Genomic DNA, 20,041 nt, shown 5'->3' on the forward strand with positions numbered 1-20,041 from the left:
ACTAGCCTGACGATAACCTACTTTCACACTGGTTGCAGCACTATCATCGGCGCAAAGTCGTTTCACGGTCCTGTTCGGGATGGGAAGGGGTGGGACCGACTTGCTATGGTCATCAGGCTTTGACTTGTCTGGACGTCTCTTGCGAGCCATCCACAATCCGGGAAGAAGTAAGTTCTTTTTATTCTTGGGGTAGCAGTATCAACAAACTGCAGCTGTATTCTTGACTTGATCTATAGCCTACCAAGGTTATAGGGACAAGCCGTACGGGCAATTAGTACTGGTTAGCTTAATGCATTACTGCACTTCCACACCCAGCCTATCAACGTCCTGGTCTCGAACGACCCTTCAAGGAGCTCAAGGCTCCGGGAAATCTCATCTCAAGGCAAGTTTCCCGCTTAGATGCTTTCAGCGGTTATCTCTTCCGAACTTAGCTACCCGGCAATGCCACTGGCGTGACAACCGGTACACCAGAGGTTCGTCCACTCCGGTCCTCTCGTACTAGGAGCAGCCCCCTTCAAATTTCCAACGCCCACGGCAGATAGGGACCAAACTGTCTCACGACGTTTTAAACCCAGCTCACGTACCACTTTAAATGGCGAACAGCCATACCCTTGGGACCGGCTACAGCCCCAGGATGTGATGAGCCGACATCGAGGTGCCAAACTCCCCCGTCGATATGAACTCTTGGGAGGAATCAGCCTGTTATCCCCAGAGTACCTTTTATCCGTTGAGCGATGGCCCTTCCATACAGAACCACCGGATCACTATGTCCTACTTTCGTACCTGCTCGACTTGTCGGTCTCGCAGTTAAGCACGCTTATGCCATTGCACTATTAGCACGATGTCCGACCGTACCTAGCGTACCTTCGAACTCCTCCGTTACACTTTAGGAGGAGACCGCCCCAGTCAAACTGCCTACCATGCACTGTCCCCGATCCGGATAACGGACCAAGGTTAGAACCTCAAACAAACCAGGGTGGTATTTCAAGGATGGCTCCACGAGAACTGGCGTCCCCGCTTCAAAGCCTCCCACCTATCCTACACAGATTGGTTCAAAGTCCAATGCAAAGCTACAGTAAAGGTTCATGGGGTCTTTCCGTCTAGCCGCGGGTAGATTGCATCATCACAAACATTTCAACTTCGCTGAGTCTCGGGAGGAGACAGTGTGGCCATCGTTACGCCATTCGTGCAGGTCGGAACTTACCCGACAAGGAATTTCGCTACCTTAGGACCGTTATAGTTACGGCCGCCGTTTACTGGGACTTCAATCAAGAGCTTGCACCCCATCATTTAATCTTCCAGCACCGGGCAGGCGTCACACCCTATACGTCCACTTTCGTGTTTGCAGAGTGCTGTGTTTTTATTAAACAGTCGCAGCCACCAGTTTATTGCAACCCTTTCACCCTTCCACAGTAAAGTGGTCAAGCTACCGGGGCGTACCTTATCCCGAAGTTACGGTACCAATTTGCCGAGTTCCTTCTCCCGAGTTCTCTCAAGCGCCTTAGAATACTCATCTCGCCCACCTGTGTCGGTTTGCGGTACGGTCTCGTATGACTGAAGCTTAGAGGCTTTTCTTGGAACCACTTCCGATTGCTTCGCAGCACAAGGCCGCTCGTCCCACCCCCTTGAATTACGCGCCCGGATTTGCCTAAGCGCCTTCTATGAGGCAGAAACTAACTATTCCAACAGTTAGACAACCTTCCGCGATCCGTCCCCCCATCGCATCATACGACGGTGCAGGAATATTAACCTGCTTCCCATCAGCTACGCATCTCTGCCTCGCCTTAGGGGCCGACTCACCCTGCTCCGATGAACGTTGAACAGGAAACCTTGGGCTTACGGCGTGCGGGCTTTTCACCCGCATTATCGCTACTCATGTCAGCATTCGCACTTCTGATACCTCCAGCATCCTTCACAAGACACCTTCGCAGGCTTACAGAACGCTCTCCTACCATATCTATTGCTAGATATCCGCAGCTTCGGTGACTGGCTTAGCCCCGTTACATCTTCCGCGCAGGACGACTCGATCAGTGAGCTATTACGCTTTCTTTAAATGGTGGCTGCTTCTAAGCCAACATCCTGACTGTTTTAGCCTTCCCACTTCGTTTTCCACTTAGCCAATCTTTGGGACCTTAGCTGGCGGTCTGGGTTGTTTCCCTCTTGACGCCGGACGTTAGCACCCGACGTCTGTCTCCCAAGCTCGCACTCATCGGTATTCGGAGTTTGCAATGGTTTGGTAAGTCGCAATGACCCCCTAGCCATAACAGTGCTCTACCCCCGATGGTGATACTTGAGGCACTACCTAAATAGTTTTCGGAGAGAACCAGCTATTTCCAAGTTTGTTTAGCCTTTCACCCCTACCCACAGCTCATCCCCTAATTTTTCAACATTAGTGGGTTCGGACCTCCAGGGCGTGTTACCGCACCTTCATCCTGGCCATGGGTAGATCACTTGGTTTCGGGTCTACACCCAGCGACTGTCGCCCTGTTCGGACTCGATTTCTCTACGGCTCCCCTATTCGGTTAACCTCGCCACTGAATGTAAGTCGCTGACCCATTATACAAAAGGTACGCCGTCACCCCATAAAGAGGCTCCGACTGTTTGTATGCACACGGTTTCAGGATCTATTTCACTCCCCTCCCGGGGTTCTTTTCGCCTTTCCCTCACGGTACTGGTTCACTATCGGTCGATTACGAGTATTTAGCCTTGGAGGATGGTCCCCCCATGTTCAGACAGGATTTCTCGTGTCCCGCCCTACTTGTCGTACGCTTAGTATCACCGTTTGGATTTCGTGTACGGGGCTATCACCCGCTATGGCCAACATTTCCAGGTTGTTCCACTATCCAATCGACTATCACGTACAGGCTCATCCCATTTCGCTCGCCACTACTTTGGGAATCTCGGTTGATTTCTTTTCCTGCAGCTACTTAGATGTTTCAGTTCGCCGCGTTCGCTTTGCATACCTATGTATTCAGCATGCAATGACCTAAAAGGCCGGGTTTCCCCATTCGGAAATCTGCGGATCAAAGTGTGTTTGCTCACTCCCCGCAGCTTATCGCAAGCTACTACGTCCTTCATCGCCTGTAATCGCCAAGGCATCCACCATGTGCACTTATTCGCTTGTCCCTATAACGTTGGCCCCTGCTGACAACAGGGATCGTCATAGAAATCAAGAGTACAGCTCGTTGCATGTTTGTTGATACTTGATTACTACCCTAAGTGTGCATTTTTACATGCACGCTTAAAAAAACTTTACTTCTTCCAGATTGTTAAAGAACGAGAACTACACTTATCTAAAGCACTGGCTTTACATAAATATAGTCAGAACAGATGAATGGTGGAGGATGACGGGATCGAACCGACGACCCCCTGCTTGCAAAGCAGGTGCTCTCCCAGCTGAGCTAATCCCCCGTTGTTACGTGGTGGGTCTGGTTGGATTCGAACCAACGACCCCCGCGTTATCAACACGGTGCTCTAACCGACTGAGCTACAGACCCGAACTGTTCTCGTTACTTGTTTCAACAGCCGATAAGCGTGGACGCTTGATGATGAGTACTAGACTCTGGTGCTACTCTAGAAAGGAGGTGATCCAGCCGCACCTTCCGATACGGCTACCTTGTTACGACTTCACCCCAGTCACGAATCCTACCGTGGTAAGCGCCCTCCTTGCGGTTAAGCTACCTACTTCTGGTAAAACCCGCTCCCATGGTGTGACGGGCGGTGTGTACAAGACCCGGGAACGTATTCACCGCGACATGCTGATCCGCGATTACTAGCGATTCCAACTTCATGTAGTCGAGTTGCAGACTACAATCCGGACTACGATACACTTTCTGGGATTAGCTCCCCCTCGCGGGTTGGCGGCCCTCTGTATGTACCATTGTATGACGTGTGAAGCCCTACCCATAAGGGCCATGAGGACTTGACGTCATCCCCACCTTCCTCCGGTTTGTCACCGGCAGTCTCATTAGAGTGCTCTTGCGTAGCAACTAATGACAAGGGTTGCGCTCGTTGCGGGACTTAACCCAACATCTCACGACACGAGCTGACGACAGCCATGCAGCACCTGTGTGAAGGTTCCCTTTCGGGCACTCCCAGATCTCTCCAGGATTCCTTCCATGTCAAGGGTAGGTAAGGTTTTTCGCGTTGCATCGAATTAATCCACATCATCCACCGCTTGTGCGGGTCCCCGTCAATTCCTTTGAGTTTTAATCTTGCGACCGTACTCCCCAGGCGGTCTACTTCACGCGTTAGCTGCGTTACCAAGTTAATTAAAACCCGACAACTAGTAGACATCGTTTAGGGCGTGGACTACCAGGGTATCTAATCCTGTTTGCTCCCCACGCTTTCGTGCATGAGCGTCAATCTTGACCCAGGGGGCTGCCTTCGCCATCGGTGTTCCTCCACATCTCTACGCATTTCACTGCTACACGTGGAATTCTACCCCCCTCTGCCAGATTCAAGCCTTGCAGTCTCCATCGCAATTCCCAGGTTGAGCCCGGGGCTTTCACGACAGACTTACAAAACCGCCTGCGCACGCTTTACGCCCAGTAATTCCGATTAACGCTTGCACCCTACGTATTACCGCGGCTGCTGGCACGTAGTTAGCCGGTGCTTATTCTTCAGGTACCGTCATTAGCCGAGGATATTAGCCTCAACCGTTTCTTCCCTGACAAAAGAGCTTTACAACCCGAAGGCCTTCTTCACTCACGCGGCATTGCTGGATCAGGCTTGCGCCCATTGTCCAAAATTCCCCACTGCTGCCTCCCGTAGGAGTCTGGACCGTGTCTCAGTTCCAGTGTGGCTGGTCGTCCTCTCAGACCAGCTACTGATCGTCGCCTTGGTGAGCCTTTACCTCACCAACTAGCTAATCAGATATCGGCCGCTCCAAAAGCATGAGGCCCGAAGGTCCCCCACTTTCATCCGTAGATCGTATGCGGTATTAGCGTAACTTTCGCTACGTTATCCCCCACTTCTGGGTACGTTCCGATATATTACTCACCCGTTCGCCACTCGCCGCCAGGTTGCCCCGCGCTGCCGTTCGACTTGCATGTGTAAAGCATGCCGCCAGCGTTCAATCTGAGCCAGGATCAAACTCTTCAGTTCAATCTCTGTTTGTTGACACTTTCGTGTCACCCTGATTTCTCAGGGGTCGCTCACTCAAGATACTGACCGTCGCTCATTGCTGAGCAACGTTAATACTTTTGTGAACATTTGATAATTTAAGTATTCACTGACCGAAGTCAGCGGCACCTTCATCAAACGCCCACACTTATCGACTGTTAATTGTTAAAGAACGGGGACGCCTAGTCCGTATTCTGTACTACCTTGCTGCACCGTACGAAGCGTTGTGTTCGTCAGCAGCAGAGAAGTGAGATTATGCAGTGTTTCGCTTAACTCGTCAACCCCTCGTTCGCTTCGTTGCAGATTTCTCTGCGGACCATGCCAACGTAAGCACTTGATTACGTTAACCTTTTTCGGTCACTGCCGAAGCGGAGGCGAACTATAGCAAAACTTCGTGGTTCTGCACAAGGGCCTCGCCCCAGCTTTTTTGAGGGTTCAGCTCACATGCCGTCGAACTTCGGCTTACGCTTCTCGAGGAAGGCCGACATGCCTTCTTTTTGCGCAGGGGTACCGAAGCCGGCGTGGAAATAGCGACGTTCATAGCGCACGGCTTCGCTCAATGGCATCTGGTAAGCCTGGTTGACGCAATCCTTGATCTGCATGGCGACCGACACCGGCATCTCGGCGATGCCTTGGGCGACCTTGATCGCCTCCTCCATTACAGTATCAAGCGGATACACGCGCGACACCAGGCCGGTGCGCTCGGCTTCCGCGGCGTCGATCATGCGGGTGGTCAGCAGCAAGTCCATCGCCTTCGATTTGCCGATCGCGCGTGGCAGGCGCTGGGTACCGCCGGCACCCGGGGTGACGCCGACCTTGATTTCCGGCTGGCCGAACTTGGCCGTTTCCGCCGCGATCAGGAAATCGCACATCATCGCCAGTTCGCAGCCGCCGCCCAGGCAGTAGCCCGAGACCACGCCGATTACCGGCTTGCGGATGTTCAGGATGTGTTCCCAGTTGCGGCCGATGTAGTTGCCCGGGTAGGTGTCCGCCGCATAGGTGTAGTTCGCCATGGCCGCGATGTCGGCGCCCGCGGCGAAGACCTTGTCGCTGCCGGTCAGGACGATGACGTTGACCGCCGGGTCGGCGTCGAACTTGTGCAGCGCGTCGCCCAGCTCGTTCATCATGTTGTCGTTCAGCGCATTCATCGCCTTCGGACGGTTCAGGCGGATCACGACGACCTTGCCGTGGTTTTCGATCAGCAGATCTGCATATTCCATGTGACATTCCCTTGTGAGGTTAGAGACGGATTGCCGGGATTGTAACGTCTCGCAGGGCAGCAAACACGGTATGATTATTTGTTCAGCAATATTCTGTGCGAGATCACCATCCCAGCCTTCGTCACCCACTGGCTCCGGCAGCGCATCCCCGCCGACTCGGTGATGCGCAATCCCGATTTCCGCCGCTTCTGGTTCAGCAGCATCCTGGCCCACTTCGGCGCCCAGATCACCCTGCTCGCCCTGCCGATCTGCGCGGTGCTGATGCTGCATGCGACGCCGGCCCAGATGGGCACCCTGGCCGCCTTCGAATCCCTGCCCTTCCTGTTGTTCGGCCTTCCTTCGGGCGTGCTGCTGGACCGCAGCCGGCGCCTGCCCGTCATGATGGCCAGCGACCTGGTGGTGGCGATCGCGCTCGCCAGCGTGCCGCTGGCCTGGTTGCTGGACCTGCTCACCATCCCCTGGCTGTATGCGGTCGGCTTCGTGATCGGCGCCGGCCATGTGGTCGGCGGCAGCGCCGAACAGGTGTTCCTGACCTTCCTGGTCGGGCGTGATGGCCTGGTGGATGCCCAGGCGAAGTTCGCGGCCACGGAATCGGCCGCGCGGGTGGTCGGCCCCGGCATGGCGGGCGGACTGGTGCAGCTGCTGGGCGCCCCGATCGCCATCCTGTGCAACGTGGCGGGTTTCATCGTCTCGCTGCTCAACCTGCGCCGCATCCGTGCGCGCGAGCCGCAGCCGCCGCCATCGAACGCCCATCCGCTGCGCGACATCCAGGAAGGCCTGGTCTTCGTCTGGAACCAGCCGCTGCTGCGCACCCTGGCCTGGGTCTCGGCCTGCTGGCACCTGCTGTTTTATGGTTTCACCGCCCTGCATGTGATTTTCACTACCCGCGTGCTGGGCATGACGGCGGGGACCATGGGCATGGCCAACATGCTCGGCGGCCTGGGCGTGCTGGCGGCATCGCTGCTGGTCAAGCCGCTGTCGGCGCGCTTCGGCACCGGCGGCGGCATCCTGGCCGGCCTGTGCGTGTCGGCCTTCGGCTTCGCCCTGGTGCCCGCCATTCCGGCCGCGCTGTTCGGCAGTGCCGCGTGGACGGTGGCAGCCTACGCCGTCGTGGTGTTCTGGATCGACTGCGGCGCGACCCTGTTCTTCGTGCCCTACATCGCCCTGCGCCAGCGGGTGACGCCGGACGCTGTGCTGGGCCGCATGGTGGCCACGATGCGCGCGCTCACCGTGGCCGCCGCGCCGCTGGGCGCCCTGCTGGCCGGCGCGCTGGGTGAAGGCTTCGGCGTGCGCGAGGGCCTGGGCTGCATCGCCACCGGCGCCGTGCTGCTGGCGGCCGGCGGCGTGTTCGGCACGCGCCTCAAGGACGCGAAGGATTAAGGCGCAGGGCGCGGCAGCAGCACCCAGACCTGGCCGCGCTGCTTCATCTTGCCCGCCCGGTCCATGGCCTCAGGCCCGAAACCGTAGAAGAAGTCCGCCCGCACCGCGCCGCGGATCGCGCCGCCGGTGTCCTGCGCCATCATCAGGCGCTGCATCGGCACCTCGCTGGCGGCTTCCGTGGTCGCCAGGAACAGCGGCGCGCCGAGCGGGATGAAGGACGGGTCGACCGCCACCGAACGCCCAGGCGTGAGCGGCACACCCAGCGCGCCTTTCGGACCGAGCGAGGGATCGGGCAGCTTCTCTTCGCGGAAGAAGATGGTGCTGGGGTTCACGTTGAACAGCTCCTGGCGGCGCCCCGGGTTGGCCGCGATCCAGGCGCGGATGCCCTGGGCGGTGGACTGCTCCGCGGTGAGCTCGCCCTTTTCCACCAGCCAGCGGCCGATCGTCTTGTAGGGGTGGCCGTTCTGGTCGGCATAGGCCACACGCACGGTTTCACCCGTGTCGAGCTGCACCCGGCCCGAGCCCTGCACTTCAAGGAAGAAGGCCTCGACCGGATCGTTCACCCACAGGAGCTCCTTGCCCGCCAGGGGCGCGCGCGCGATCTCGGCGCGGCTGCTGTACGGAACCACGGTCTTGCCCGACAGGCGGCCGCGCAGGCGCATGCCCTTCAGTTGCGGGTAGACGCTGCCCAGGTCGACCGTCAGCAGGTCGTCGGGCACGCGGTAGAGCGGCGTCTGGTAGTCGCCGCCGCGCTTGCGCGAACCGTAGAGCATCGCTTCGTAGTAACCGGTGATCAGGCCCGTGTCGGCGCCGTCGGCGGCGCGCACCAGATTCGGCACGAACCAGGTTTCGAAGAAGCGGCGTACCGTGGCGGCGTCGTTCGCATCGAGGGCACGGGCAGCCGCGCACACCGCTTTCCAGTCGGCCTTGCTGGCCAGGCCGCGGCAGGACTGCAGGAAGGCCGGCCAGGCCTGGCCGAGATCATCCTGCTCCCAGCCCGGTATTGCGCTGAAGCTGGTCGGCGTCATCAGGGGGACCGGCGCAGGAGGCTGGGCCGGCTGAACCGGTGGAACCGGCGGCACGGGCTGTTCCGGCACATACACCGGGCCGACCGGCGCCGGCATCGTCACCGGGCCGGGCGCTTGAGGGGGCGGCGGCGTGGTCGAGCAGGCCGCCAGGAAGGCGACGAGGGCAAGCGAAGCGGTTACACTGCGGCGTATCGAAAGCATAAGGACCGATATGTGGATCTTGATGGTGGAAGCCGGCGTGGCACTGTTCCTGCTCGTCTTTATCGTCTGGTGGACGATGTTCGCGGGCCGCAAGGACGTTCCGCGCGACGAGCCCGCGCAACAGGAAAAGGACGCCGGCGAACGGTAATCAGTGCAGCGCGCCCGGCTGCGCCAGCACGAACTCGGGGATCGGCACCTCGAAGCGGTGGCCGTCCTCGGCCACGCAGAAGTATTCGCCGCGCATCGAACCCTGCGGCGTCGCCGCCTGGGTGCCGCTGGTGTACTCGAACTGCTGGCCCGGCTGCAGCAGCGGCTGGTGGCCGACCACGCCCAGGCCGCGCACTTCCTGCACCGCGTTGTTGGCGTCCGTGATCACCCAGTGGCGCGAGATCAGCTGGGCGGCGATGCTGCCGGTATTGGTGATCGTGATGGTGTAGCTGAACACGTACTGGTCCCGTTCCGGGTTGGACTGTTCCGGCAGGTACTGGGTCCTGACCTTGACAGCGAATTCATAGGCGGGCATGGGGATTCCTTGCGTGATCGTCAATATTGGCTGGGGCGCCCTGTGTGGCGCAAACGACAATCATACCGCGCGGCGCCATTCGAAGGCGCCGCGCCGCTGCGCCAGATACCTCATCGGCGTAAAATAGCGGATTCATTTCACCAGCACGACCGCCCATGACCACCTACCGCATCGCCCCCAGCATCCTGTCCGCCGATTTCGCCCGCCTGGGCGAGGAAGTGCGCAATGTCGTCGCCGCCGGCGCCGACATCATCCACTTCGACGTGATGGACAACCACTACGTCCCGAACCTGACCATCGGCCCGCTGGTGTGCCAGGCGATCCGCCCGCACGTGCAGGTGCCGATCGACGTGCACCTGATGGTCAAGCCGGTCGACCGCATCATTCCAGATTTCGCCAAGGCCGGCGCCGACATCATCACCTTCCACCCGGAAGCCTCGGACCACATCGACCGCACCCTGCAGCTGATCCGCGATAACGGCTGCAAGGCCGGCCTGGTGTTCAACCCGCACACGCCGCTGCACTACCTGGAGCACGTGATGGACAAGATCGACATGATCCTGATCATGTCGGTGAACCCGGGCTTCGGCGGCCAGTCCTTCATCCCACAGGCGCTCAAGAAGATCGCGATGGCGCGCCGCATGATCGACGAATCGGGCCGCGACATCATGCTCGAGGTCGATGGCGGCATCAAGGCCGACAACATCGCCGAGGCTGCCGCAGCAGGTGCCGACACCTTCGTCGCTGGTTCGGCGATCTTCGGCAAGCCGGACTACAAGGCCGTGATCGACGCCATGCGCGGCGAACTGGCCAAGGTCGGGAAGTAATGCGGAGCGGCGCAGCGGCCATCCGGGCCGCCATCATCGACCTGGACGGCACCATGCTCGACACGGTGCCCGACTTCGAGGCGGCCCTGAACGGCATGCGCGCCGAGCTTGGGCTGGCGCCCATCACGCAGGAAACCATCAAGCCGCTGGTCGGCAAGGGTTCCGAAAAACTGGTGCGCGACGTGCTGCTGCTCGACTGGGACGCGGCGCGCGTGGACGCGGCCTTCGACGGGGCGCTGGCGGGCTACCAGCGCCACTACCTCGCCATCAACGGCGAGCGCAGCACACTGTACGACGGCGTGATCGCAGGTTTGCAGGCCATGCGCGACGCCGGCCTGCGCCTGGTCTGCGTGACCAACAAGCCGATCGCCTTCACCCTGCCCCTGCTGGAACAGAAGGGACTGGCGCCGTATTTCGAGCGCGTGTTCGGCGGCGATTCCTTCGCCAGGAAGAAGCCGGATCCGATGCCGATGCTGGGCGCCTGCGCCGCGCTCGACCTGGCGCCGTCGAGCGTGGTGGCCATCGGCGACTCCTCGAACGATGCGGAAAGCGCGCGCGCAGCAGGCTGTTATGTGCTCACCGTGCCATATGGTTATAACCACGGACGGCCTATACAAGAAATTAATTCTGATGGTATAGTGAGTTCGCTGTTAGAAGCAGCTCAGCAGATAACTGCGCACAACCACACCGCAAAATAACTTATCTATACATGTTTTTCACCAAAAAACACACTGTCAACCAGACCGGCGCCCTTGAGGCCTGGCTGTGGCGACGCTGGCAATCCTGGGCTAACTGACCCGTCTCGATTGCTGCCGGTTGCGCTCGTCCACCGGCAGGTTTTTTGAAGTGAACCGCCGCCCTTCCCTCTCCTGGGCGGTCTGGAGAAAAGCATGACCGAACTCGAATTCAAATCGCTGGCCAACCAGGGCTACAACCGCATCCCTTTGATCGCGGAAGCCTTCGCCGACCTCGAAACCCCGCTCACGCTCTACCTCAAGCTGGCCCAGTCCCAGCAGGCCGGCAAGAACACCTTCCTGCTCGAGTCGGTGGTCGGCGGCGAGCGCTTCGGCCGCTACTCCTTCATCGGCCTGCCTGCCTCGACCCTGATCCGCAGCACCGGCAATCGCCTCGAGGTCGTCAGGCACGGCGAGGTGATCGAGACCCACGAGGGCAACCCGCTCGACTTCATCGAAGCCTACCAGTCGCGCTTCCGCGTCGCGCTGCGTCCCGGCCTGCCGCGCTTCTGCGGCGGCCTGGCCGGCTACTTCGGCTACGACACCGTGCGCCACATCGAGCGCAAGCTGGAACACAGCTGCCCGCCGGATGAACTGGGCCTGCCGGACATCCAGCTGATGCTGACCGAAGAACTGGCGGTGATCGACAACCTGTCGGGCAAGCTCTACCTGATCGTGTACGCCGACCCGGCCCAGCCGGAAGCCTATGCCAAGGGGCGCCAGCGCCTGAAGGATCTGCGCGTGATGCTGCGCCGGAGCGTCGACGCGCCGGTGACCTCGAGCTCGGTGCGCACCGAGGCCGTGCGCGACTTCAGCAAGGAAGACTACCTGAAGGCGGTGGCCAGGGCCCATGAATACGTGATGGCGGGCGACCTGATGCAGGTACAGATCGGCCAGCGCATCCGCAAGCCCTACGTCGATTCGCCGCTGTCGCTGTACCGCTCGCTGCGCTCGCTGAACCCGTCGCCCTATATGTATTACTACAACTTCGGCGACATGCAGATCGTCGGCGCTTCGCCGGAGATCCTGGTGCGCAACGAAGCCCTGCCCGAGGGCGGCAAGAAGGTCACGCTGCGCCCGATCGCCGGCACCCGCCCGCGCGGCGCCACGCCGGAGCGCGACGTCGAACTGGCCGCCGAACTGCTGTCCGACCCGAAGGAGATCGCCGAGCACGTGATGCTGATCGACCTGGCGCGCAACGACATCGGCCGTATCGCGGAAACCGGCAGTGTGAAAGTCACCGACCGCATGGTCATCGAGAAGTACTCGCACGTCCAGCACATCGTCTCCAACGTGGAGGGCAAGCTGAAGGACGGCATGTCCAACCTCGACGTGCTGCGCGCCACCTTCCCGGCCGGGACGCTGACCGGCGCGCCGAAGGTACGTGCGATGGAAGTGATCGACGAGCTGGAGCCTGTGAAGCGCGGCATCTACGGCGGCGCCTGCGGCTACCTGTCCTTTGGCGGCGAGATGGACGTGGCGATCGCGATCCGCACCGGCGTGATCAAGGACGGCAACCTGTACGTGCAGGCTGCGGCGGGCATCGTGGCCGACTCCATCCCCGAGATGGAATGGCAGGAAACGGAAAACAAGGCGCGCGCCGTGCTGCGCGCGGCCGAACAGGTCCAGGACGGCCTGGATGGGGAGTTCTGACATGCTGCTGATGATCGATAACTACGACTCGTTCACCTACAACATCGTCCAGTACCTGGGCGAGCTGGGCGAGGACGTGCGCACCGTGCGCAACGACGAAATCACGCTGGCGCAAATCGAAGCGATGGCGCCCGAGCGCATCTGCATCTCGCCGGGCCCGAAGGCGCCGAAGGATGCCGGCATCTCGCTCGACATCCTGCGTGAATTCAAGGGCAAGCTGCCGATCCTGGGCGTGTGCCTCGGCCACCAGGCGATCGGTGAAGCCTTCGGCGGCAACGTCATCCGCGCCAAGCAGGTCATGCACGGCAAGACCTCGCTCATCGCCCACACCGGCGAAGGCGTGTTCAAGGGACTGCCGAGCCCCTTCACCGTGATCCGTTACCACTCGCTGGCGATCGAACGTTCGTCGCTGCCGGACTGCCTGGATGTGACGGCCTGGACCGACGACGGCGAAATCATGGGTGTGCGCCACAAGGAGTACGACATCGAGGGGGTGCAATTCCATCCCGAGTCGATCCTGTCGGAACACGGCCACGCGCTGTTCAAGAATTTTTTGGCGCGCTGACGTACACCACCGGCCTAAAGACCGTCGTTCCGGCGAAGGCCGGAACCTAAGTTCGCCGCGTACCAACAGCGTTAGCGGCAGTGCAAGCAAGCTTGGATTCCGGCCTTCGCCGGAATGACGTGCATAGAACACCACTTAGAAAACTGGACCCGCCATGCCGATCACCCCACAAGAAGCCCTGCTGCGCTGTATCGAACACCGCGAAATCTTCCACGACGAGATGCTGCACCTGTTCCGCCAGATCATGTCGGGCGAGATGTCGCCGACCATGGTCGCGGCGCTGACCATGGGCCTGCGCGTGAAGAAGGAAACCATCGGCGAGATCACCGCCGCCGCCCAGGTGATGCGCGAGTTCTCGACCAAGGTGCCGATGGCCGACACCACCCACCTGCTCGACATCGTCGGCACGGGCGGCGACGGCGCCCACACCTTCAACATCTCGAGCGCGGCGATGTTCGTGGCCGCAGCAAGCGGTGCGCGCGTGGCCAAGCACGGCGGCCGCAGCGTGTCCTCGTCCTCGGGCAGCGCCGACCTGATCGAGGCGCTCGGCGCCCAGATCGACCTGAAGCCCGAGCAGATCGCCCAGTCGATCGCCCAGACCGGCATCGGTTTCATGTTCGCGCCCAACCACCACACGGCCATGAAGCACGTGGCGCCGGTGCGCCGCGAGCTGGGCGTGCGCAGCATTTTCAACATCCTCGGCCCGCTGACCAACCCGGCCGGCGCCCCGAACATCCTGATGGGCGTGTTCCACCCCGACCTGGTCGGCATCCAGGTGCGCGTGCTGCAGCGCCTCGGCGCCCAGCATGCGATGGTGGTGTGGGGCCGCGACAACATGGACGAAGTCTCGCTCGGCGCCGGCACCCTGGTCGGTGAACTCGTCAACGGCGAGATCCGCGAGTACGAGATCCATCCGGAAGACTTCGGCATGGCGATGATCTCCAGCCGCAACCTGAAGGTGGCCAACACCGCCGAGTCGAAGGAACGCGTGCTGGAAGCCCTGCGCGGCGAGCCTGGTCCGGCGACCGACATCGTGGCGCTGAACGCCGGCACTGCGCTGTATGCGGCAGGGGTGGCGGCGTCGATCGAGGAAGGCCTGGCGAAAGCGCGTGCCACGATCGCCACCGGCGCGGCCCTGGCCAAGCTCGATCAATTCGTGCAGGTGACCCGCCAGCTCGCAGGCAATCACTGATGTTCGGCATCCACGACCTGGCGCTGTTCATGGTCTCGGGCCTGCTGTTGAACATCCTGCCCGGCCCGGATTCGCTCCTGATCATGACGCGCAGCGCGACCCAGGGCTGGCGTGCCGGCGTTGCCGCTTCGCTCGGCATCGGCACCGGCACCATCGTCCACGTGCTGGCGGCGGCACTCGGCATGTCGGCGATCCTCGCCACCTCGGCCACCGCATTCACGGTGGTGAAGTTCGTGGGCGCGGCCTACATCCTGTACATGGCGATCGGCCTGCTGCGTGCCCGCCGGGAGGCGACGCCGCAAGCCATGGCGACCGTGCCGCCCCTGCCCTACCGGAACATCTTTGCCCAAGGCGTCCTGACCAACGTCCTGAATCCGAAAGTAGCGCTGTTCTTCCTCGCCTTCGTCCCGCAATTCATCGATGCGGCTGCACCGAACAAGGCGCTGGCCTTCATCATCCTGGGCAGCATCTTCAATATCAACGGCATGCTGTGGTGCTGCGGGCTCGCGCTGTTCACCGCATTTGCCAGTGCACGCCTGAAAGTCAGCCAGACCGTGGCGCTGTGGCTCAACCGCATCACGGGCGGCCTCTTCGTCTGGCTCGCGATCAAGCTTGCCGTCTCCAAGCAACACTAAGAATCCCATGTCCGACATCCTGAACAAGATCCTGGCCGTCAAGGCCGACGAAGTCGCCGCGGCCAAGAAGGTGCGCGACCTGGCCAGCCTGCGCCGCGAGGCGGAGAGCGACCTGGAATCGCGCCGCTCCATCCGCGGCTTCGAGAACAGCCTGCGCGCCAAGATTGCCGCCGGCCACGCCGGCGTCATCGCGGAAGTGAAAAAGGCCTCGCCGTCGAAGGGCGTGCTGCGCCCGGACTTCCAGCCGGCGGCGATCGCACGCAGCTACGCCGAGCATGGCGCGGCCTGCCTGTCGGTACTGACCGACGTGCAGTTCTTCCAGGGCTCGGTGGACTACCTGCGCCAGGCGCGCGCGGCCTGCACGCTGCCGGTGATCCGCAAGGATTTCATCGTCGACCATTACCAGGTGTACGAGGCGCGCGCGATGGGGGCGGATGCGATCCTGCTGATCGTCTCGGCGCTGGACCACGGCCTGATGGCGGAACTCGAAGCCTGCGCGCACGAGCTGGGCATGGACGTGCTGGTCGAAGTGCACGATGGCGAGGAACTGACTGCGGCGCTGCAGCTGAAGACGCCGCTGGTCGGCATCAACAACCGCAACCTGCGCACGTTTGAAGTGTCGCTCGATACCACGCTGGGGCTGCTGCCGCGGATTCCGAAAGAGCGCCTGGTGGTGACCGAGTCGGGCATCATGGGGCCGGCGGACGTGCAGCGCATGCGCGACGCGGACGTGCATGCCTTCCTGGTGGGCGAGGCCTTCATGCGGGCGCCCGATCCGGGCGTGGAATTGCAGAGCCTGTTTGGCTGAACGCCGCCGCCGGCGGAACTCCGGATGAACTGAAGCGTCGAAGCTAAGCGCCCTCGAGGCGCCAAGCTGCGACGCTCATTCATCCACCATGAACATTTCTCTTCGCAGTAAAGCGTTTGTCCCGGTCCTGCTGGCGATCATGGGCGGCTGCGCCAGTCCCCCGCCCGTTCCGGTCGAAGAGCGCAGCACGATCGCCATCGACCGCGCGCCGGCCGGCCCGCTACCCCGGCCGCAAGGCCTGCTCGCCGCGAACAGCAGCGCGATGAGCTTCTCCGAAACCTTCCTGTTCGACCGCGACTACCGCTTCCAGCTGCGGACGCTGGCCGGTCCGCAGTAATCAGCGCCCGAGGACGTTCAGCACCGCCAGGCTCATGGCCTGCGCGGCCGTCTTGATCGACGGTTCCGGTACCGGCGCATAGAAGGGCGAATGATTGAAGGCGATCGGCTTGCCGCCGGGACGCTCAGCCTCCGCCACGGCCTTGGGGTCGTAGACGCCGGTGAAGAAGAACATCGAGGGCACGCCCTCGTTGACGAACAGCGAGAAATCTTCGCTGGCCGTCATGGCCGGCATGCGCTGGGCGTTGGCGGCGCCGAAGGCGTCCTTGAACACGGCTTCGGTCTTCGCCACCAGGGCTTCGCTGTTGACGATGGCCGCGCCGCCGCTGATCAGCTGCACGTCCGGCGCCGGCGCCCCGGCCATGGCGGCGGAGGCATTGGCGACCCGGCGCACGCCGTCCAGCAGCTTGGCGCGCACCGCCGGGCTGTACGAACGGATGGTGCCGCGCACCTGCACGTTGTCCGGGATGATGTTGCCGACCGTACCGCCCTGGATCGCGCCGATGGTGACCACGCCGAATTCCTTCGGATCCTTCTCGCGGCTGACGACGGTCTGCACGTCCACCACGAAGCGCGCGGCGATGGTGATCGGGTCCACCGACTTGTCCGGCGCCGAGCCGTGGCCGCCGCGGCCCTTGAACACGATCTCGATCGCATCGGAGTTGGACGACACCGGGCCGGAGTTGAAGCCGACCGTGCCGTGCGCGAGCGGCCAGGAATGCAGGGCAAAGGCGTAGTCGGGCTTGGGGAAACGCTTGAACAGGCCATCGTCCAGCATGGCCTTCGCGCCGGACACGATCTCTTCCGCCGGCTGGGCGATGAAGACCAGGGTGCCCTTCCACTTCGCCTTCATCTCGACCAGGGTGCGCGCGGTGCCGAGCCAGCCGGCCATGTGGACGTCGTGGCCGCAGCTGTGGGTGACGAAGCTCTCGCTGCCGTTGCTCATTGCCTTGGCACGGCTGGCGTAAGGCAGGCCGGTCTTTTCTTCCATCGGCAGGCCGTCCATCTCGGTGCGCACCAGCACCGTTGGGCCGGGGCCGTTCTTCAGCACCGCCACCACGCCGGTCTTGCCGACCTTTTCCGTCACCTCAAAACCGAGCTTGCGCATCTCGGCGGCGAGCTTGCCGGCGGTGCGCACTTCCTGGAAGGCGATTTCGGGATGGGCGTGCAAGTCCTTGTAGACCGTGTCGAGCCAGGGGTACATGCCGTTGACGCGGGCGCCGACGTCGGATTTCAGGGGCGCGGGGAGCTGGGCGGATGCGCTTGCGGCGCACAGCGAGAGTACGGCGGCGATCAGGACGTTTTTCAAATGAGCCTCATTCGGTTTGTCAGATGCTGCTTGGACGCTTCAAGGCCGTCGACTTCTTGCCGGCGACCGCCTGCGACAGGGTGATGCCCGGTACGCGCTCGCCCTGCAGCGTCACCTCGAACTGCATCAGTTCGTCGCGGCGGAAGGCGTGCACGCTCAGCTTGTCGCCGACCCTGTAGCGGCACAGCAGGGTATCGACGTTGGACGGATTGCCGATCACGCGCAAGCCGTCGATCGCGATGATGACGTCGTGCGCCGACAGGCCGGCGCGGTGGGCGGCGCCGCCTTCGTGCACCTGGGTCAGCTTGGCGCCCAGCGGGTCGCGGCCGATGCCGGCGTCGAGCGAAGGCTTGCCGCCCTTGCGCTCGTCCACCAGCTTGACGCCGAAGGGCGCGTACAGCTTGGCCAGCGGCAGGTCTTCGGTGCCGCGGACCCAGCGTTCGAACTGGGTGCGCAGGCGGGTGCCGGCCACTTCGTCGAAGATCGCCTCGACCTCCGCTTCCGTCACGCCGCGGCCCGCGCCCTTGTAGAAGTCGCGCCCGAAGCGCTCCCACAGCGCCAGCATCACGTCGTCGAGCGACTTCGCGCCATTCGTCTTGGCGCGGATCGTCAGGTCGAAGGCCAGGCCGATCAGCGAGCCCTTGGTGTAATAGCTGATGATCGCGTTGGGCGAATTCTCGTCCTGGCGGTAGTACTTGCTCCAGGCGTCGAAGCTCGAATCGGCCACGCTCTGCTTGAGGCGGCCGCTACCGCGCAGCACGCCGCCGACGGTCTTGGACAGCAGCTTGAAATAGGTCTGCTCGCCGATGATCCCGGCGCGCACCAGCATCAGGTCGTCGTAATAGCTGGTGAAGCCTTCGAACAGCCAGAGCAGCGGCGTGTAGTTCTCGGTCTGCAGGTCATAGGGCGCGAATACCGCCGGCTTGATGCGCTTGACGTTCCAGGTGTGGAAGTATTCATGGCTGCACAGGCCCAGGAAGCGCAGATAGCCTTCGCCGGGTTCGGCGCTCTTCGGGTTCGCCGTGCTCGGCAGGTCGGCGCGGGCGCAGATCAGGGCCGTCGAGGCACGGTGCTCGAGGCCGCCGTAGCCGTCGCCGACCGCCATGGTCATGAACACGTAGCGGTCCATCGGCGCACGCTTGGTCTGCGGCTCGAAGAAGGCGATTTGCGCTTCGCAGATCGCCTTCAGGTCGGCCTGCAGGCGCGCCATGTCGAGGTTCGGCACGCGGCCGGTCATGACGATGTCGTGCGGGATGCCGTGCGCCTTGAAGGTGGCCAGCTCGAAGTCGCCCATCTCGACGGGGTGGTCGATCAGTTCGTCGTAGTCGGCGGCGACATAGGTGCCGAAACCGTAGCGCTTGGCGCCCAGTTCCTTCATCGCGGTCGCCACGCGCCAGCCCTTGGCTGCCGGGTCGCCCGGACGCTGGATGTCCACCTGGTGCGGCAGCGCTTCCTGGCCGGCCACGCGCAGGAACACGCTGGTGCCGTTGAAGAAGCCGTGGGTCTGGTCGAGGTGGGCGGCACGCACCGACAGGTCCCATGCATAGACTTCATAGTGCAGGGTCAGCGGACCGGCAACGCGCGCGGCGCGCCAGGTATGCTTGTCCAGTTTCGTCAGGACGACGTCCTGGCCGCCGCTCTCGGCGCGGATGCGCACGATGTTGCGGGCGAACTCGCGGATCATGTAGCTGCCCGGGATCCATGCCGGCAGCGCGAATACCTGTCCCTCGGGGTCAGGCGCCGCCACCGTGACCGTGACGTTGAACAGGTGGCCGGCCAGGTCCTTCGGCACGATGGTGTAGAGGATGGCGGGCTGCTCGGGCTTCTTTTTCTGGGAGGTTTTTTTCATTTTATGTGGTGGTCATGCGGCCGGAATATGCTGGCTAGTGTAATCGTATTCCCTCACGACTGGAAAGAATGGCATGCATATGTCATGCCGGCAGATCGGAGGGCGTATCGATGTCGCGCAGGATGCCGGGGTCGGCCACGGCGACTTCCAGCACCGGATGCGCCAGCAGCAGCCGGCGCGCGCCCTGGTCGCCGGCCATCGCCAGCAGCGCCTCGCGGTGCAGGGCGCCGAACGCGACCGGGTTGCCGCGCCTCCCCTCGAACACCGGCACGGCGATGCCGGCGCCGCCCTGCACCGCGTCACGCAGAGCAGCCAGCGTCGATGGCGCGACCCAGGGCATGTCGCCCAGCGCCACCAGCCAGCCTTCGGCGGGCAGCGAATGGCGCACGGCGTGGGCCAGCGAAGCACCCATGCCGGTGTCGGCCTCCGGGCACACGGCCACCTCGCAGCCGAGCGCCCGCAAGACGTCGGCGACACCGCCGTCCTCTGGCGGCACCACCGCGACCACGCGCGGAACACAAGAAAGGAGAAGACGCGCGCTGGCGGCGACCACCGGATCGCCGCCAGGCAGGGGCTGGAGCAGCTTGTTGCGCGCGCCGAGAGGATCGAAGCGGCGGCCCCGGCCGGCTGCGAGAAGAATGCCGGTCAGGACCATCG

The 20,041-nt window shown here is 62.2% G+C and carries 16 protein-coding genes, 2 tRNA genes and 3 rRNA genes; 10 read left to right on the forward strand and 11 right to left on the reverse strand.

Features of this window, described 5'->3' with window-relative positions; all coding sequences use genetic code 11:
- Positions 1–4 precede the first annotated feature (4 nt).
- The 6 genes from rrf to ACSQ25_RS21300 form a co-directional block, all read right to left on the reverse strand.
- A 5S ribosomal RNA gene (rrf, locus tag ACSQ25_RS21275) occupies positions 5–117 on the reverse strand.
- 133 nt (positions 118–250) lie between these two features.
- Positions 251–3,126, reverse strand: a 23S ribosomal RNA gene (locus ACSQ25_RS21280).
- Between the two features lie 209 nt (positions 3,127–3,335).
- Positions 3,336–3,411 (reverse strand) — tRNA-Ala (locus tag ACSQ25_RS21285).
- A gap of 9 nt (positions 3,412–3,420) precedes the next feature.
- A tRNA-Ile gene (locus ACSQ25_RS21290) sits at positions 3,421–3,497 on the reverse strand.
- Positions 3,498–3,577: 80 nt separating this feature from the next.
- Positions 3,578–5,106 (reverse strand): 16S ribosomal RNA (locus ACSQ25_RS21295).
- The 16S, 23S and 5S rRNA genes sit together here with 2 tRNA genes alongside, the layout of an rRNA operon.
- 458 nt (positions 5,107–5,564) lie before the next feature.
- Positions 5,565–6,344 (reverse strand): enoyl-CoA hydratase-related protein, encoded by a 780-nt coding sequence (locus ACSQ25_RS21300; protein WP_436107642.1) that lies wholly within the window; start codon positions 6,342–6,344, stop codon positions 5,565–5,567.
- A 78-nt stretch (positions 6,345–6,422) separates the two neighbouring features.
- On the opposite strand from ACSQ25_RS21300, the gene ACSQ25_RS21305 reads away from it, so the two are divergent.
- Positions 6,423–7,724, forward strand: a complete 1,302-nt coding sequence (locus tag ACSQ25_RS21305) for an MFS transporter (protein ID WP_436107643.1) — start codon at positions 6,423–6,425, stop codon at positions 7,722–7,724.
- On the opposite strand, the gene mltA is transcribed toward ACSQ25_RS21305, so the two are convergent.
- Entirely contained in the window at positions 7,721–8,953 is a 1,233-nt protein-coding gene (gene mltA, locus ACSQ25_RS21310) for a murein transglycosylase A (protein ID WP_436107644.1), read from the reverse strand. The two genes, ACSQ25_RS21305 and mltA, sit on opposite strands and share 4 nt — an antisense overlap.
- Before the next feature lie 10 nt (positions 8,954–8,963).
- On the opposite strand from mltA, the gene ACSQ25_RS21315 reads away from it, so the two are divergent.
- Entirely contained in the window at positions 8,964–9,101 is a 138-nt protein-coding gene (locus tag ACSQ25_RS21315) for a hypothetical protein (protein WP_436107645.1), read from the forward strand.
- Here the strand turns inward: ACSQ25_RS21315 and apaG are convergent, their stop codons facing one another.
- The gene (gene apaG, locus ACSQ25_RS21320; protein ID WP_436107646.1) at positions 9,102–9,476 is read right to left on the reverse strand and encodes a Co2+/Mg2+ efflux protein ApaG; all 375 of its coding nucleotides are present in this window, start codon (positions 9,474–9,476) and stop codon (positions 9,102–9,104) included. It abuts the gene before it with no gap.
- 155 nt (positions 9,477–9,631) lie between these two features.
- Between apaG and rpe the strand changes: the two genes are divergently transcribed.
- The 8 genes from rpe to ACSQ25_RS21360 all read left to right on the forward strand — a co-directional run bounded on the left by rpe (position 9,632) and on the right by ACSQ25_RS21360 (position 16,227).
- Complete coding sequence (gene rpe / locus ACSQ25_RS21325) at positions 9,632–10,303, forward strand: ribulose-phosphate 3-epimerase (protein WP_436107647.1); 672 nt, start codon at positions 9,632–9,634, stop codon at positions 10,301–10,303.
- Positions 10,303–11,001 carry a phosphoglycolate phosphatase gene (locus ACSQ25_RS21330; RefSeq protein WP_436107648.1) on the forward strand — a complete coding sequence of 233 codons (699 nt, stop codon included), beginning with the start codon at positions 10,303–10,305 and terminating at the stop codon, positions 10,999–11,001. Before rpe ends, ACSQ25_RS21330 begins: the two co-directional genes overlap by 1 nt.
- Positions 11,002–11,193: 192 nt before the next feature.
- Positions 11,194–12,690 carry an anthranilate synthase component I gene (gene trpE / locus ACSQ25_RS21335; RefSeq protein WP_436107649.1) on the forward strand — a complete coding sequence of 499 codons (1,497 nt, stop codon included), beginning with the start codon at positions 11,194–11,196 and terminating at the stop codon, positions 12,688–12,690.
- 1 nt (position 12,691) lies between these two features.
- Positions 12,692–13,255, forward strand: coding sequence for an anthranilate synthase component II (locus ACSQ25_RS21340; RefSeq protein WP_436107650.1), 564 nt, complete (start codon positions 12,692–12,694; stop codon positions 13,253–13,255).
- 154 nt (positions 13,256–13,409) lie between these two features.
- Entirely contained in the window at positions 13,410–14,447 is a 1,038-nt protein-coding gene (gene trpD, locus ACSQ25_RS21345; protein WP_436107651.1) for an anthranilate phosphoribosyltransferase, read from the forward strand.
- Complete coding sequence (locus tag ACSQ25_RS21350) at positions 14,447–15,082, forward strand: LysE family translocator (protein ID WP_436107652.1); 636 nt, start codon at positions 14,447–14,449, stop codon at positions 15,080–15,082. The genes trpD and ACSQ25_RS21350 overlap by 1 nt, the downstream gene beginning before the upstream one ends.
- Before the next feature lie 7 nt (positions 15,083–15,089).
- A complete protein-coding gene (gene trpC / locus ACSQ25_RS21355) occupies positions 15,090–15,890 on the forward strand; it encodes an indole-3-glycerol phosphate synthase TrpC (RefSeq protein ID WP_436107653.1) in 801 nt (266 codons plus the stop codon).
- A gap of 88 nt (positions 15,891–15,978) precedes the next feature.
- The gene (locus ACSQ25_RS21360; protein ID WP_436107654.1) at positions 15,979–16,227 is read left to right on the forward strand and encodes a hypothetical protein; all 249 of its coding nucleotides are present in this window, start codon (positions 15,979–15,981) and stop codon (positions 16,225–16,227) included.
- Here ACSQ25_RS21360 and ACSQ25_RS21365 read toward each other — a convergent pair whose 3' ends face one another.
- The 3 genes from ACSQ25_RS21365 to ACSQ25_RS21375 form a co-directional block, all read right to left on the reverse strand.
- Entirely contained in the window at positions 16,228–17,535 is a 1,308-nt protein-coding gene (locus tag ACSQ25_RS21365; protein WP_436107655.1) for an amidohydrolase, read from the reverse strand.
- Between the two features lie 19 nt (positions 17,536–17,554).
- Complete coding sequence (locus tag ACSQ25_RS21370) at positions 17,555–19,384, reverse strand: M61 family metallopeptidase (RefSeq protein WP_436107656.1); 1,830 nt, start codon at positions 19,382–19,384, stop codon at positions 17,555–17,557.
- An 82-nt stretch (positions 19,385–19,466) separates the two neighbouring features.
- Entirely contained in the window at positions 19,467–20,039 is a 573-nt protein-coding gene (locus ACSQ25_RS21375) for a nucleotidyltransferase family protein (RefSeq protein WP_436107657.1), read from the reverse strand.
- Positions 20,040–20,041 lie beyond the last annotated feature (2 nt).

Source organism: Massilia sp. LjRoot122, assembly GCF_964252725.1.
GTDB lineage: Bacteria > Pseudomonadota > Gammaproteobacteria > Burkholderiales > Burkholderiaceae_D > Telluria.

Bases quoted from the DNA above. Each gene is read 5' to 3' on its own strand.
- ACSQ25_RS21300 (WP_436107642.1), bottom strand. From the start codon at position 6,344: ATGGAATATGCAGATCTGCTGATCGAAAACCACGGCAAGGTCGTCGTG.
- mltA (WP_436107644.1), bottom strand. From the start codon at position 8,953: ATGCTTTCGATACGCCGCAGTGTAACCGCTTCGCTTGCCCTCGTCGCC.
- ACSQ25_RS21315 (WP_436107645.1), top strand. From the start codon at position 8,964: ATGTGGATCTTGATGGTGGAAGCCGGCGTGGCACTGTTCCTGCTCGTC.
- apaG (WP_436107646.1), bottom strand. From the start codon at position 9,476: ATGCCCGCCTATGAATTCGCTGTCAAGGTCAGGACCCAGTACCTGCCG.
- rpe (WP_436107647.1), top strand. From the start codon at position 9,632: ATGACCACCTACCGCATCGCCCCCAGCATCCTGTCCGCCGATTTCGCC.
- ACSQ25_RS21330 (WP_436107648.1), top strand. From the start codon at position 10,303: ATGCGGAGCGGCGCAGCGGCCATCCGGGCCGCCATCATCGACCTGGAC.
- trpE (WP_436107649.1), top strand. From the start codon at position 11,194: ATGACCGAACTCGAATTCAAATCGCTGGCCAACCAGGGCTACAACCGC.
- ACSQ25_RS21340 (WP_436107650.1), top strand. From the start codon at position 12,692: ATGCTGCTGATGATCGATAACTACGACTCGTTCACCTACAACATCGTC.
- trpD (WP_436107651.1), top strand. From the start codon at position 13,410: ATGCCGATCACCCCACAAGAAGCCCTGCTGCGCTGTATCGAACACCGC.
- ACSQ25_RS21350 (WP_436107652.1), top strand. From the start codon at position 14,447: ATGTTCGGCATCCACGACCTGGCGCTGTTCATGGTCTCGGGCCTGCTG.
- trpC (WP_436107653.1), top strand. From the start codon at position 15,090: ATGTCCGACATCCTGAACAAGATCCTGGCCGTCAAGGCCGACGAAGTC.
- ACSQ25_RS21360 (WP_436107654.1), top strand. From the start codon at position 15,979: ATGAACATTTCTCTTCGCAGTAAAGCGTTTGTCCCGGTCCTGCTGGCG.
- ACSQ25_RS21370 (WP_436107656.1), bottom strand. From the start codon at position 19,384: ATGAAAAAAACCTCCCAGAAAAAGAAGCCCGAGCAGCCCGCCATCCTC.
- ACSQ25_RS21375 (WP_436107657.1), bottom strand. From the start codon at position 20,039: ATGGTCCTGACCGGCATTCTTCTCGCAGCCGGCCGGGGCCGCCGCTTC.